General features: G+C 64.0%; 10 protein-coding genes and 1 pseudogene. 8 read left to right on the top strand and 3 right to left on the bottom strand.

The features are described from left to right. Positions 1–37: 37 nt before the first annotated feature. A complete protein-coding gene (locus tag QCE49_RS07325) occupies positions 38–1,930 on the top strand; it encodes a potassium transporter Kup (RefSeq protein ID WP_250434818.1) in 1,893 nt (630 codons plus the stop codon). Between the two features lie 76 nt (positions 1,931–2,006). Here QCE49_RS07325 and QCE49_RS07320 read toward each other — a convergent pair whose 3' ends face one another. Then, positions 2,007–4,343, bottom strand: coding sequence for a Tex family protein (locus QCE49_RS07320; protein WP_250457756.1), 2,337 nt, complete (start codon positions 4,341–4,343; stop codon positions 2,007–2,009). A gap of 213 nt (positions 4,344–4,556) precedes the next feature. Between QCE49_RS07320 and QCE49_RS07315 the strand changes: the two genes are divergently transcribed. The 3 genes from QCE49_RS07315 (at position 4,557) to QCE49_RS07305 (ending at position 7,992) form a co-directional block, all read left to right on the top strand. After that, a complete protein-coding gene (locus QCE49_RS07315; protein WP_051996708.1) occupies positions 4,557–5,393 on the top strand; it encodes a hypothetical protein in 837 nt (278 codons plus the stop codon). Positions 5,394–5,494: 101 nt separating this feature from the next. Next, positions 5,495–5,680: a DUF465 domain-containing protein gene (locus tag QCE49_RS07310; RefSeq protein ID WP_008349403.1), complete on the top strand. Its 186-nt coding sequence runs from the start codon at positions 5,495–5,497 to the stop codon at positions 5,678–5,680. A gap of 83 nt (positions 5,681–5,763) precedes the next feature. After that, positions 5,764–7,992: an ATP-dependent DNA helicase gene (locus QCE49_RS07305; RefSeq protein WP_008349405.1), complete on the top strand. Its 2,229-nt coding sequence runs from the start codon at positions 5,764–5,766 to the stop codon at positions 7,990–7,992. 77 nt (positions 7,993–8,069) lie between these two features. Here the strand turns inward: QCE49_RS07305 and QCE49_RS07300 are convergent, their stop codons facing one another. Then, complete coding sequence (locus QCE49_RS07300) at positions 8,070–8,903, bottom strand: outer membrane protein assembly factor BamD (RefSeq protein ID WP_008349407.1); 834 nt, start codon at positions 8,901–8,903, stop codon at positions 8,070–8,072. Positions 8,904–9,000: 97 nt separating this feature from the next. On the opposite strand from QCE49_RS07300, the gene QCE49_RS07295 reads away from it, so the two are divergent. Together QCE49_RS07295 and pgeF are read left to right on the top strand one after the other, a co-directional pair. Continuing rightward, positions 9,001–10,164: an RluA family pseudouridine synthase gene (locus tag QCE49_RS07295; protein ID WP_250457757.1), complete on the top strand. Its 1,164-nt coding sequence runs from the start codon at positions 9,001–9,003 to the stop codon at positions 10,162–10,164. After that, the gene (gene pgeF, locus QCE49_RS07290) at positions 10,161–10,997 is read left to right on the top strand and encodes a peptidoglycan editing factor PgeF (protein WP_250457758.1); all 837 of its coding nucleotides are present in this window, start codon (positions 10,161–10,163) and stop codon (positions 10,995–10,997) included. The genes QCE49_RS07295 and pgeF overlap by 4 nt, the downstream gene beginning before the upstream one ends. A 478-nt stretch (positions 10,998–11,475) precedes the next feature. Here pgeF and QCE49_RS07285 read toward each other — a convergent pair whose 3' ends face one another. Next, positions 11,476–11,646, bottom strand: a complete 171-nt coding sequence (locus QCE49_RS07285; RefSeq protein ID WP_239295302.1) for a hypothetical protein — start codon at positions 11,644–11,646, stop codon at positions 11,476–11,478. Between QCE49_RS07285 and phaC the strand changes: the two genes are divergently transcribed. After that, complete coding sequence (gene phaC, locus QCE49_RS07280; RefSeq protein WP_239295303.1) at positions 11,645–13,333, top strand: class I poly(R)-hydroxyalkanoic acid synthase; 1,689 nt, start codon at positions 11,645–11,647, stop codon at positions 13,331–13,333. The two genes, QCE49_RS07285 and phaC, sit on opposite strands and share 2 nt — an antisense overlap. Positions 13,334–13,410: 77 nt before the next feature. Further along, positions 13,411–13,630: pseudogene (locus QCE49_RS07275) on the top strand (acetyl-CoA C-acetyltransferase); the annotation flags it as partial.

Genomic DNA, 13,630 nt, shown 5'->3' with positions numbered 1-13,630 from the left:
TTCGTTTCTTTCCGCTCTGGACGGATATCTCGCTTTTATGACTAACACGACTCACGCGCACGAGCATAAACAACCATTGCCCTCGCTTGCGCTCGCGGCCATCGGCGTCGTTTTCGGCGACATCGGCACGAGTCCTCTCTACTCATTGAAGGAAGCCTTTAGCCCGTCGCACGGCATCGGCCTGTCCGAGGCGTCGATTCTCGGCGTCATCTCATTGCTCTTCTGGGCGATCGTCATGGTCGTCGCCGTCAAGTACGTGCTCTTCGTCATGCGCGCCGACAACAACGGCGAAGGCGGCGTGTTCGCAATGACGACGCTCGCGCTGCGCAGCGTGAAAGAGGCCGGCAAGGTCTCCGGCGTGCTCATGATGCTCGGCATCTTCGGCGCATGCATGTTCTATGGCGATGCGGTCATCACGCCCGCGATGTCGGTGCTCTCGGCAGTCGAAGGTCTGGAGATCGCGGCGCCCAAGCTCACGCCCTACGTGCTGCCGATCACGATCGTCATCCTGATCCTGCTCTTCTGGATTCAGCGCCACGGCACGGCGGTGGTCGGCAAGCTCTTCGGCCCGATCATGGTCGTGTGGTTCGCGACGCTCGCTGTGCTCGGCGCCGCGCATATCGTGATCGAGCCGCGCATCATCGTCGCGCTCAATCCGTACTACGCGATTTCCTTCATGGCGCAGCACGTATTGCAGGCGTATATCGTGCTCGGGTCGGTCGTGCTGGTCCTGACCGGCGCGGAAGCGCTGTACGCGGACATGGGTCACTTCGGCGTGAAGCCGATCCGTTACGGCTGGTATGGATTCGTGATGCCGTCGCTGCTGCTGAACTATTTCGGCCAGGGCGCGTTGCTGATGCACGATCCGAAGGCAATAGAGAATCCGTTCTTCCTGCTCGCGCCCGACTGGGCTTTGCTGCCGCTCGTGATCCTGTCGACGGTCGCGACGGTGATCGCATCGCAGGCGGTCATTTCCGGCGCGTATTCGCTGACGAGCCAGGCGATCCAGCTCGGCTACGTGCCGCGCATGAAGATCCTGCATACCTCGGAGCTCGCGATCGGCCAGATCTACATTCCGCTCGTCAACTGGATGCTGCTTTTCATCATCCTGTGCATCGTCATCGGCTTCAAAAGCTCGGAGAATCTTGCCGCCGCGTACGGTCTGGCCGTCACCGCGACCATGTTGACGACCACGATCCTCGTGTCGGTCGTGATGGTGAATCTGTGGGGCTGGAACCGCTGGCTCGTCGGCGGGATGATTACCGTGTTCCTGATGATCGACATCGGCTTTTTCGGCGCGAGCCTGCTGAAAGTCGAGCAGGGCGGCTGGCTGCCGCTGTGCATCGGCGGGGCGCTCTTCTTCCTGCTGATGACCTGGTACAAGGGCCGCATGATCGTAAAGGACCGCACGGCCGCGGACGGCATTCCACTGATGCCGTTTCTGCAGGGCCTGCTCGCGCATCCGCCGCATCGCGTGTCGGGCACGGCGATCTATCTCACCGGCAGCGATTCGCTCGTGCCCGTGAGCCTGCTGCACAATCTCAAGCACAACAAGGTGCTGCACGAGCGCACCATTTTCATGAACTTCACGACGCGTGACATTCCTTATGTCGACGACGCGCATCGTCTCGAAGTGAAGGACATCGGCGGCGGGCTGTTCCTCGTGAAGGCGGCGTACGGTTTCAACGAGACGCCGGACGTGAAGGCCGTGCTCGAACAGATCACGCGCACCCACGCAATGACCTTCGAGCTGATGGACACGTCGTTCTTCATGGCGCGCGAGACAGTCGTGCCGACGGAACTGCCGGGCATGTCGGTGTGGCGCGAGCGCGTGTTCGCGTGGATGCATCAGAACGCGGCGAAGCCCACCGATTTCTTTAGCATTCCCGCAAATCGCGTGGTGGAGCTGGGCACGAAGATCGAAATCTGACGCTGCATCGTTGCGAAGCGCAAAAAGAAAACCCCACGTCGCAAGACGTGGGGTTTTTTGCTGACGCCGTGAGGCTTTATCGTTTCAGTTTTGCGAACGCCGCTGCCATCGCGCCGGCCGGTTCCGGCTCGCGACGCTGTTGCGGACGCTGACCCGACCGACGATCCTGACCGCCGCCGCGCTGCGAACCCGCGCCGCCGCCCGCGCCCGATGAAGCCGGAGCGAAGTCGTCGTCCAGACGCATGGTGAGGGCGATGCGCTGGCGCTTCACGTCTACCTCCAGCACTTTCACCTTCACGACCTGACCGGCCTTCACGACTTCGTGCGGATCCTTGATGAACTTCGTTGACATCGCCGAAACGTGCACGAGGCCGTCCTGATGCACGCCGATATCCACGAACGCGCCGAACGCCGCCACGTTCGTCACTACGCCTTCGAGGATCATGCCCGGCACGAGATCCGAAATCTTCTCGATGCCTTCCTTGAACGTCGCCGTCTTGAACTCGGGGCGCGGATCGCGGCCCGGCTTTTCAAGCTCGGTGAGAATGTCGCGCACGGTCGGCAGGCCGAAACGATCGTCGACGAATTCGGTCGGCGAGAGACCGGTCAACGCTTCGCGCTTGCCGAGCACATCGCCGATATGCTTCTTGATCTTCGCGAGAATGCGCTCGACGACGGGATACGCTTCCGGGTGCACCGACGAGCGATCGAGCGGATTCTCGCCGTTGTTGATGCGCAGAAAACCGGCTGCCTGCTCGAAGGTCTTGTCGCCCAAACGCGGCACCTTCTTCAGATGCTCGCGCGACGGGAACGGCCCGTTGGCGTCGCGAAAATCGACAATATTGCGCGCGAGCGTCGCGTTCAGTCCCGACACGCGCGCGAGCAGCGCGACGGAGGCCGTGTTCGCGTCGACGCCGACCGCGTTCACGCAATCCTCGACGACAGCATCGAGCGAACGCGCGAGTTCGCGCTGATTCACGTCGTGCTGATACTGGCCGACGCCGATCGCCTTGGGTTCGATCTTGACGAGCTCCGCGAGCGGATCCTGCAGACGCCGCGCGATGGAAACCGCGCCGCGCAACGAGACGTCGAGTTCCGGAAACTCCTTCGCGGCGAGTTCGGACGCCGAATACACCGACGCGCCCGCTTCCGACACGACGATCTTCTGCAGCTTCAGTTCCGGATGCTTCGCGATGAGTTCGCTCGCGAGCTTGTCGGTCTCGCGCGAGGCCGTGCCGTTACCGATCGAGATGAGTTCCGCTTGCGTGGCTTGCGCGATGCGCGCGAGCTTCGCGAGGGAGCCGTCCCAGTCGCGGCGCGGCTCGTGCGGATAGATCGTGTCGGTCGCGAGCAGCTTGCCGGTGCGATCGACGACCGCCACCTTCACGCCCGTACGCAGGCCGGGATCGAGGCCGATCACGGCCTTCGGACCCGCGGGCGCGGCGAGCAGCAAGTCCTTCAGGTTGCGCGCGAACACGCGAATGGCTTCGTGCTCGGCTTCTTCGCGCAATTGCGTGAGCAGTTCGGTTTCGATATGCGGCTGAACCTTCACGCGCCAGCACCAGCGGCAGACGTCGGCGAGCCATTTGTCGGCGGCGCGTGAGCGGTTCACGATGCCGAAGTGGCCCGCGATCATCGCTTCGCACGGATGCGGAATCTGCGCGTCGAGTTCTTCGCCCAAGCCCAGCTTGACGCTCAGCACGCCTGCGTTGCGGCCACGGAACAGCGCGAGCGCGCGGTGCGACGGCACAGTGCGGATCGTTTCGCTGTAGTCGTAGTAGTCGCGGAATTTTTCGCCTTCCTCGCCTTCCTTGCCGTCCACCACCTTCGACATGACGAGTCCCTGATTGAACAGATGCTCGCGCAGCTTGCCGAGGATCTCGGCGGTTTCGCCGAACTGCTCGGAGAGGATGTCGCGCGCGCCGTCGAGCGCGGCTTTGGTATCGGCGACGCCTTTTTCCGCATCGACGAATTTCGCGGCTTCCGTTTGAGGATCGAGCGTGGGATCGGCGAGGAGCGCCTGCGCGAGCGGCTCGAGACCGGCTTCGCGGGCGATTTGCGCGCGCGTGCGCCGCTTGGGCTTGTACGGCAGATAGAGGTCTTCCAGCACCTGCTTGCTGTCGGCGCTTTCGATGGCGCCGCGCAGTTCGTCGGTGAGCTTGCCTTGCTCGTCGATGCTTTGCAGGATCGCCGCGCGGCGATCTTCGAGTTCGCGCAAGTAGAGCAGGCGCTCTTCGAGCGTGCGCAGTTGCGTGTCGTCGAGATTGCCGGTGACTTCCTTGCGATACCGGGCGATGAACGGGACAGTCGAGCCTTCGTCGAGAAGCTGCACGGCGGCGGCGACCTGGCGCGGCTGCACGGTGAGTTCGGTGGCAATGCGCTGTACGATCTTGAGTGCTACGGTTTCCGTCATGATTCTGCGCTGTCTGCGGCTCGCCGGCGAGATCCGCGCCGTGTGCGCGGCTTCGCGAAAGCGAGGCGCCGCGGGCGGGTGACGCTGTGACGAGCCAGGTTCGGACCGGGTTGCTGAAGCGGGGGATTTTGCCATAAATGGCGAAGCGCTCCGGCGTGCGGTGATAGAATTTGGGCATCGCACGAGCCGTTTTGCGCCTGATTCTTTATCACGTTGCCGTCCATCCATTTGCCCAACTTTCGCCTTCCAAACGTGCCGGTTGCCGCGGCGGTTTTACTGCTTTGCGCAGCGGGCGCATTCGCGCCGCAGCGCGCGCTCGCTCAAGCCGCCAAGCCCGTCGATCCGGACACGTCCGTGAGTGCTCGTGCCCCGGATGCAGCGGCTCAGCCAAGCGCCGATGATTCCCTCCAAGCCGATTTCGCCCAGCGCCAGAAGGTGCTCGACCGGCGCACCGAGGAAAACAACTACCGCTACGGCGTGAAAGAGCACGACTGCTATAGCAAGTTCTTCGTGAATCATTGTCTGGACAACGCGCGCAACGAGATGCGCGAGACGCGCCAGCAAATCCGCCAGGAACAGCTCGCGCTCGACGACGAGCAGCGCGCCGAGCGGGCGAAGCAACGCGATCAGCAGAAGGCGATCAAGCGGGCGCAATACGAGGCCGAAGCGCCGCAGCGCGCGGCGAACGAGAAAGCGAGCCAGCAGGCCTACGAGGACAGGCAACGTCAGAACGCGCTGGCCGCCGCCCAGCGCGAAGCCGAAGCGCCGCAACGCGCGGCCAACCAGGCGGCGTACGACCGCAAGCAGGCGGACTACCAGAAGCAACTCGACGAAGCGCGCGCGCGCGGCGTGCAGGACGCGCAGGACCGCGAGCAAAAGGCGCAGCGCTACGAGCAGAAGCAGCAGGAAGCCGCGCAGCATCGCGCGGAAGTCGAAGCGCGTCAGAAAGAAGCCGCGAGAAAAGCGCAGGAAAAGGCGCAGCAGCAAGAGCAGCAGCGCCAGGAGCAATTGAAACTGCAGCAGCAGCAACAACAGCAGCAAGGTAAATAGGGCAGTCGGGCTCGTCGAACGGGCCCGCGCCAAGTGGATGAAAGGAGGCGAGCATGCAGCAGCGCTTTAGTGAATCCCCGCGCGCACCCCGACAACCCGCCATGGATGCCGCCCTGCTGCGCGATCGCATCGCGCAGTTGCAGGACGAGCATCACAGTCTGGACACGCTGATCGACAAGATGTCCGGCATCGACGACCTCGAGCTGAGGCGCCTGAAAAAGCGCAAGCTCAAGGTGAAAGACACCATACTCCTGCTGCAATTGCAGCTTGACTCGGACGCGCACTGAACGCCGCGTGCCCGCCGCGAGCGCGTGCTGCGACGGCGCCTCGCGTGCGCGGCCGCGCCGAAACCCGCAGGATTTAGCACGCCTTGAACTCACCCGCACAACCCAGTGATGACGCGAACGCGCCGCTCGCGCTGACCGATAAACGCGGCGTCGAGCTGGACGCCATCTTTTCCGCGCAAGGTCTGCTCGCACGCGCGATCGACGGTTATCGGCCGCGTGCATCGCAGATCGAAATGGCGCGTTCCGTCGCCGCCGCGATGGAAGCGTCCGGCCGCGCAATGCCCGAGCCCGCGATGTTCGAGGCGCAGCGCCGCCCCGCGCGCAAGCTCGGCCCGTCCGACAAACCCTATGCGCCCGACGAGCAGCCGGCCGATGACATCGGCATCGCGACGGCGAAGGCGGCTATCGACGGCGGCGAGAACACGCTCATCGTCGAGGCGGGCACGGGCACCGGCAAGACCTACGCGTATCTCGTGCCGGCGATGCTGTGGGGCGGCAAGGTCATCGTGTCGACGGGCACGAAGCATCTGCAGGATCAGCTTTTTCAGCGCGACATTCCGACCGTGCGCGACGCGCTCGCCGTCCCGGTTTCGGTCGCGATGCTCAAGGGCCGCGCCAACTATCTGTGTCACTACTATCTGGAGCGCACCGCGGACAACGGCCGTCTGCCGACGCGCCAGGACACGTCGCATCTGCAGGAGATCGTCCGTTTCGCGAAGATCACGCGCACCGGCGACAAGGCCGAACTCGCGAGCGTGCCGGAGAATTCGCCCGTCTGGCCGATGGTCACGTCCACGCGCGACAACTGTCTCGGCCAGGAATGCCCGCACTACAAGGAATGCTTCGTGATGCAGGCGCGCAAGGAGGCGCAGCAGGCGGACATCGTCGTGGTGAATCACCATCTGTTCTTCGCCGATGTGATGCTGCGCGACACCGGCATGGCCGAGCTTCTGCCGACGGCGAACACGATCATCTTCGACGAAGCGCATCAGTTGCCCGAAACCGCGACACTCTTCTTCGGCGAGACGCTTTCGACGACGCAACTGCTCGAACTCGCCCGCGATACCGTCGCCGAAGGTCTGTCGCACGCGCGTGACGCCGCCGACTGGACCAAGCTCGGCGCGGCGCTGGAGCGCGCCGCGCGCGACGTGCGGCTCGCGTTCAAGGAAGATTCGGTGCGTCTGTCGCTCGGCCAGTTGCCGGACGACCATCCGATCTTCGAGGCGCTCGACACGCTCGAGACGCATCTTTCGGCGCTTGCCGCGGCGCTGTCCTCGCATGCGGAACGTGCCGAATCGTTGCAGGCGCTGGTGCGCCGCGCGCGCGAGTTGCAGGATCTGCTCGCGGGCTGGACGACGCCGCCGACATCGCTCGAACGCGCCGTCGTCGCGGATGAGGATGTCGCGAAAGAGGCCGCGAAGGAAGAGCCGAACGAAATGGTGCGCTGGATCGAGGTGTTTTCGCACACGGTGCAGTTGCACGAAACGCCGCTTTCGGTCGCGCCGATCTTCGCGAAGCAGCGCGCAGGCGTGCCGCGCGCGTGGATTTTCACGTCCGCGACGCTCTCGGTGCGCGGCGACTTCACGCATTACGCGGCGCAGATGGGCCTCAACGCGCGCCGTTCGATGACGCTGCCGAGCCCGTTCGATTATCCGTCGCAAGGGCTTTTGTACGTGCCGCGCAATCTGCCGCAACCGTCGTCGCCGCAATTCACCGATGCCGTCTTCGATGCCGCGCTGCCGGTGATCGAATCGGCGGGCGGCGGCGTGTTCGTGCTGTGCACGACGCTGCGCGCCGTCGACCGCATCGCCAACCGCATGCGCGATGTGATCGAGCGGCGCGGCTGGGACAATCCGCTGCTCGTGCAGGGCGATGCGAGCCGCACCGAACTGCTCGACCGTTTCCGCGCCTATGGCAACGCGATTCTGGTGGGCAGCCAGAGCTTCTGGGAAGGCGTCGATGTGCGCGGCGATGCGTTGTCGCTCGTCGTCATCGACAAGCTGCCGTTCGCGCCGCCCGACGATCCGGTGCTGGCCGCGCGCCTCGACGCGCTGACGAAGAAAGGTTTGAGCCCGTTCGCTGTGCATCAGTTGCCGCAGGCGGTCATCACGCTCAAGCAGGGCGCGGGGCGGCTGATTCGCGCGGAGACGGATCGCGGCGTGCTGATGATCTGCGACACGCGGCTCGTCGACAAGCCTTACGGCCGGCGCATCTGGCAAAGCCTGCCGCCGTTCAAGCGCACGCGCGAGCTGGACGTGGTGCGCGAGTTTTTCAGCGATGCCGCGAAGTGGAAGACGGAACTGGCCGAATAAGCATCGGGTTCGCAATTCTCGTCGACATGAAAAAACGGCCGGTGATCAACCGGCCGTTTCGCTTTTTGCTTTCTGGACTACCAGATCTGATACCAAGGCTTGTCAGCGCCCGCGCGCCGCTTGCCGGTGACATACGGGCTGTCCGGGAACGTCGCTGCGAGCACGCGCTTGGTGTCGTCGGCGAGTTGCGGCTGATCGAGACGCTCGTACGACAGCATCATGATGTGCAGCGCGTCTTCGGTTGCCGGCGCGTTCTTGTACTCGCGAATGGCGAGCTGCGCTCGATTGATCGCGGCCACATACGCGCCACGGCGATAGTAATAATCGGCGGCGTGCACTTCATGCGATGCGAGCGCGTTCACGATATAGCGCATGCGCTGCGCGGCATCGGGCGCGTACTTGCTTTGCGGATACTTGTCGACGACGACCTTGAACGCGTCGTAGGACTCGCGCAGCGACTTCGGATCGCGCTCGCTCATGTCCTGACCCGAGAAGCGGCCGAAGAGGCCCAAGTCGTCGTTGAAGTGGATCATGCCCTTGAGATAGTACGCATACGCGATTTCGGGATGATCCGGGTGCAGCTTGATGAAACGGTCGATGGCCTGGTCGGCGTTGGCGGTTTCGCCGTCCTTCCAGTTGCAGTACGCGACGTTGATCTGCGCCTGCTGTGCGAAATGGCCGAACGGATCGCGGCCTTCGAGCCCTTCGAAATACTTCGCGCACTTGCCCCAGTCGCTGCCGGATAGCGCGTCCTGGGCCTCCGTATATAATTTGTTGTTATTCCATGTTGCCGTTTCGTCGGTCTTCTCGGGCAGGCCGTGACAGGCCGTGACGATGGCGACGCTCGCGGCCAGCGCCAGATACTTGATCGATTGACGCATCGAGAGATGAATGGTGTTGAAGGCTCGCATCAGTGCTTGCTGTTCCTGGCTGAATCTAGTTGATTCTTCGCTGTTCTAGCTGTTTTTCCGGCGCGGCTGTTCTTCCATGCCGCCGAATCTCGTTCAAATGACCCGCTCAAGTACTCGTCGTACCAAAGACCAACTCAAAGATTATAGCCCATGCGCCACCCCCGACGACGCAGCGCAGGCCGATTCGGGCGGCGGCGCGGCTCGCGAAGCGCCCCGCACGGCCCGCGTGCCCGACGAGCTCGCGGGCGACCGGCTCGACAAGGTGCTCGCGAAAATCTTCCCCGAGTTCTCGCGCAGCCGGTTGCAGGGCTGGATCGAGGAAGGGCGCGTGCTGGTCGACGGCGCGGGCGCGAAAGTGCGCCAGCCCGTCCCGCTCGGCGCGACGATCACGCTCGTCCCCGACCTTCTGCCCGAGCAGCTCGCGTTCGCGCCGGAGCCGGTGCCGCTGCATATCGTCTATGAGGACGAGGCGCTCGTCGTCATCAACAAGCCCGCGGGCATGGTCGTGCATCCGGCCGCGGGCAACTGGAGCGGCACGCTGCTCAACGGCCTGCTGCATCGTTACGGCGATGCCGCCGCCGGGCTGCCGCGCGCGGGCATCGTGCATCGGCTGGACAAGGAAACGTCCGGGCTGATGGTCGTCGCGCGCACGCTCGAGGCGCAAACCGACCTCGTGCGGCAGTTGCAGGCGCGCACGGTGAAACGCCGCTACGTCGCGTTCGTGTGGGGCAACATGCCCGACGAAGGCACGATCGACGCGCCCATCGGCCGCGATCCGCGCGAGCGCACGCGCATGGCGGTGGTAAAGACTGCGTCGGGAAAGCCCGCGCGCACGCATTTCCGCACCATCGACCGCACGACGTGGCACGGCCAGCCCGTCAGCGCCATCCATTGCGATCTGGAAACCGGCCGGACGCATCAGATTCGCGTGCATTGCGCGCATATCCAGCATCCGCTGCTGGGCGACCCGGTGTACGGGCACGCGCGCGGCAAGCGGTCGGTCAAGCCGCTGCCCAACGAATTCGCGCGACAGGCGCTGCATGCGTGGCGCCTCGGCCTGATCCATCCCGCGACGGGCAAGGAAGTGCACTGGCGCGCGGACGTTCCCGAAGACATCGCGACGCTCGCCGCGGAGCTCGGCTTCGGACAGGACGAAGAAGTCGAGTTCGATGAGGACGACGATTTCGCCGACGTCTATGAAATGGGCGAAGGCGAAGAAGGCGACTGGGACGACGAAGATTACGAGGACGACGAAGCATGACGCGCGACGCTGCCGATTTGCCATCGAAAGACTGTCTCTGGCCGCAATGGAGCGTGTCGCCGCGCGTGCGGGCATTCGTCACGACGCGTAATGGCGGCGTGAGCGATGCGCCTTATGGCGGCGGCGAGCCCGGCGCGGGTGGCCTCAATCTCGGTTTTTCCACGGGCGATGCGCCTGACGCGGTGAAGGAAAATCGCCGCCGCGCGCTCGCGTTGACGGGTTCGCGCGAAGCCGCGTGGCTCGAGCAGATCCACGGCACGGAAGTCGTGGAGGCGGGCGCCGTCATCGAGCGCCTCGCGCAGGGCGAGCGCACGCGCGCCGACGCCAGCGTGACGGATCGCGCGGGCGTTGTGTGCGTCGTGATGACGGCCGATTGTCTCCCGGTGCTGTTTTGCGACAACGACGGCCGCGCGGTCGGCGCCGCGCACGCGGGTTGGCGCGGTCTCGCGGGCGGCATCATCGAAAAGACGGGCGAGCGCGTCGCGTCGCTCGCGGGCGTGCCGGCCTCGTCGCTCAACGCGTTTCTCGGGCCGGCCATCGGGCCGCAGGCGTTCGAAGTGGGCGAAGACGTGCTCGACGCCTTCATCGCGGCGTCGCAAGAGGATCGCCGCGACGCGACGAGCGCCGCGTTCCGTCCCGTCGGCGGCGCACCGGCCAAGTATTTCGCCGATATCTACGCGCTCGCGCGTATGCGTCTTGCCGATCTAGGCATCGATGCCGCGCGCGTTCACGGCGGCACGCATTGCACCGTCACGGAAAAAGAGCGCTTTTATTCATATCGACGCGATCGCGTGACGGGCCGCATGGCCGCAATGATCTGGCTCAATGAATGACCATTGTCATTAGTGTTGGAACGTACCCAACTATCGTTTCTTGCCTATGACGAAACCCCTTGCGAACGCAACATTTCGCATGGGGGAAAACGATAATTAAAAAAATATCGCACTGCGGCAAAATCGGGACGAAGCATTGACATGCCTGACATCCTAGAGCAAGAATGTTCCTGGAATTCAATCAATCGGGCACGGCGTAGCAAGGCTCAGACTTGCCACGCGCATAAGGCGCACCAACACTTGCGCGCTGGTCGAGGAAAGCCCGGCGATGCCTGCATCAGCAATCCAAGTCTTCCGAGACTCACAGGTCAATAGCGGGTATGGCTTCCAAATCTACTTCCTCATCTTCCCGCTCCCGTACCGCCGACAGCACCTCGGCAGAAGCATCCGCCGAAACGACTGGCGTACAGCAGGCGTTCGATCAATGGCTGAACGCGTGGCGCAGCGTCGCCGATCCCGCGCAGTGGTCGAAATTCACTCAGCAGACGAATAGCGCGAATGATGCGGCCGCGGCGGCGGCATTGCCGTTCGCTGCTTTCAGTGCATTCGCCAACGGATTTCCGAACGGATTTCCGTCGACGGCATTCCCGTCGTTTCCGATGTCCGGCGCCATGCCGCAGATGCCCGATTTCACGAAGATGAACGGCATGGCGGAATTCGCCAAGCTCGCGAGCAGCATGCCGGGCTTCGGCGCGGCGATGCAGGGGTTGCCCACGTTGCCGAAGATTCCGACCGCCGCGATCGCGCCCGAGCGTCTGCACGAGTTGCAGAGCAACTATTCGCGCGATGCCGCCGAGTTGCTCAAGCAGGCGGGCGCGCAGAGCATCGATCCGTCGGCGCTGAAGGATCGTCGCTTCACCGACACCGCATGGCAATCCACGCCGGCATATGCGTTCACCGCCGCGTGGTATCTGCTGAACGCGCGCTATCTGCAGGAACTCGCCGACGCCGTGCAGAGCGATCCGAAGACGCGCGAGCGTATCCGCTTCACGGTGCAGCAGTGGGCGGCCGCGGCCGCGCCGAGCAACTTCCTCGCGCTCAATCCCGACGCGCAGAAGACGCTCATCGAAAGCAAGGGCGAGAGCCTGCGCCAGGGCATGTTGAACCTGCTCGCTGACATGCAGCGCGGCAAGATTTCGCAGTCGGACGAATCGCGCTTTCTCGTCGGCAAGAACATCGCATCGACGGAAGGCTCGGTCGTGTACGAGAACGAACTCGTGCAACTGATCCAGTACAAGCCGCTCGCGCCGAAGGTGTATGCGCGCCCGCTTCTGATCGTGCCGCCTTGCATCAACAAGTTCTACATTCTCGATCTGTCGCCGGAAAGCTCGCTCGTGCGCTATGCGCTCGAAGAAGGGCATCAGGTGTTCATCCTGTCGTGGCGCAACGCGGATCAGTCGATCGCGCACAAGACGTGGGACGACTACGTCGAACAAGGCGTGCTGGAGACGATCGGCGTCGTGCAGGAGATCACGGGCGAAGACAAGATCAACACGCTCGGTTTCTGCATCGGCGGGACGCTTCTCGCGACCGCGCTCGCGGTGGCGGCGGCGCGCGGCGAGGAACCGGCCGCATCGATGACATTGCTCACCTCGATGCTCGACTTCTCGGATACCGGCGTGCTCGACGTGTTCGTCGACGAGGCGCACGTGCAGATGCGCGAGCAGGCGATCGGCGGCAAGAACGGCGCGCCAGCCGGTCTCATGCGCGGCATCGAGTTCGCGAATACGTTCTCGTATCTGCGACCGAACGATCTGGTGTGGAATTACGTCGTCGATAACTATCTCAAGGGCCGCACGCCGCAAGCGTTCGATCTGCTCTTCTGGAACAGCGATTCGACGAACCTGCCCGGCCCGATGTGCGTCTGGTATCTGCGCAACACGTATCTCGAGAACAAGCTGAAGACGCCGAATGCGCTGAAGGTGTGCGGCGAGCCGGTCGACCTGTCGCGTCTCACGGTGCCGACCTTCATCTACGGCTCGCGCGAAGATCACATCGTGCCGTGGAAATCGGCCTATGCGTCCGCGCCGATTCTCTCCGGACCGCAGACCTTCGTGCTCGGCGCGTCGGGGCATATCGCGGGCGTGATCAATCCGCCGTCGAAGAACAAGCGCAGCTTCTGGATGATCGACAGCAACGACGGGCATCTGCCCGAGAACCCCGACGCGTGGTTCGATGCCGCCGCCGAGCATCCCGGAAGCTGGTGGCCGACCTGGTCGAAGTGGCTCGCCGCGAACGCGGGCGAGCAGGTCAAGGCGGGCGCGGCGCAGGGATCGAAGACTTACCCGGTGATCGAGGCCGCACCCGGCCGTTACGTGCTGGAACGCGACTTCTGAGCGGCGCGTGACCGTGCGCGCGAGCGCATGGAACCGTTCGTAGCCGCATTAACATTCGATGCCAAGAGGAAACTGAAATGACTGACGTAGTGATCGTATCGGCCGCGCGTACGGCGGTAGGCAAATTCGGCGGCTCGCTCGCGAAAATCGCGGCGCCGGAACTCGGCGCGACGGTCATCAAGGCCGTGCTGGAGCGTTCGGGCGTGAAGCCGGATCAGGTGAGCGAAGTGATCCTGGGCCAAGTGCTCGCGGCCGGTTCGGGCCAGAATCCGGCGCGCCAGTCGCTCATCAAGGCGG

This window comes from Caballeronia sp. LZ008 (assembly GCF_031451435.1).
In the GTDB taxonomy this organism is placed as follows: Bacteria; Pseudomonadota; Gammaproteobacteria; order Burkholderiales; family Burkholderiaceae; genus Caballeronia; species Caballeronia zhejiangensis.
The sequence above is the reverse complement of the archived record's forward strand: the minus strand, read 5'-3'. Positions and strand labels throughout refer to the sequence as shown.

Excerpts from the sequence above, each read along its gene's own strand:
- QCE49_RS07325 (WP_250434818.1), top strand. The coding sequence starts at position 38 with ATGACTAACACGACTCACGCGCACGAGCATAAACAACCATTGCCCTCG.
- QCE49_RS07320 (WP_250457756.1), bottom strand. The coding sequence starts at position 4,343 with ATGACGGAAACCGTAGCACTCAAGATCGTACAGCGCATTGCCACCGAA.
- QCE49_RS07310 (WP_008349403.1), top strand. The coding sequence starts at position 5,495 with ATGGATGCCGCCCTGCTGCGCGATCGCATCGCGCAGTTGCAGGACGAG.
- QCE49_RS07300 (WP_008349407.1), bottom strand. The coding sequence starts at position 8,903 with ATGCGAGCCTTCAACACCATTCATCTCTCGATGCGTCAATCGATCAAG.
- QCE49_RS07295 (WP_250457757.1), top strand. The coding sequence starts at position 9,001 with ATGACCCGCTCAAGTACTCGTCGTACCAAAGACCAACTCAAAGATTAT.
- pgeF (WP_250457758.1), top strand. The coding sequence starts at position 10,161 with ATGACGCGCGACGCTGCCGATTTGCCATCGAAAGACTGTCTCTGGCCG.
- phaC (WP_239295303.1), top strand. The coding sequence starts at position 11,645 with ATGGCGGAATTCGCCAAGCTCGCGAGCAGCATGCCGGGCTTCGGCGCG.
- QCE49_RS07285 (WP_239295302.1), bottom strand. The coding sequence starts at position 11,646 with ATGCCGTTCATCTTCGTGAAATCGGGCATCTGCGGCATGGCGCCGGAC.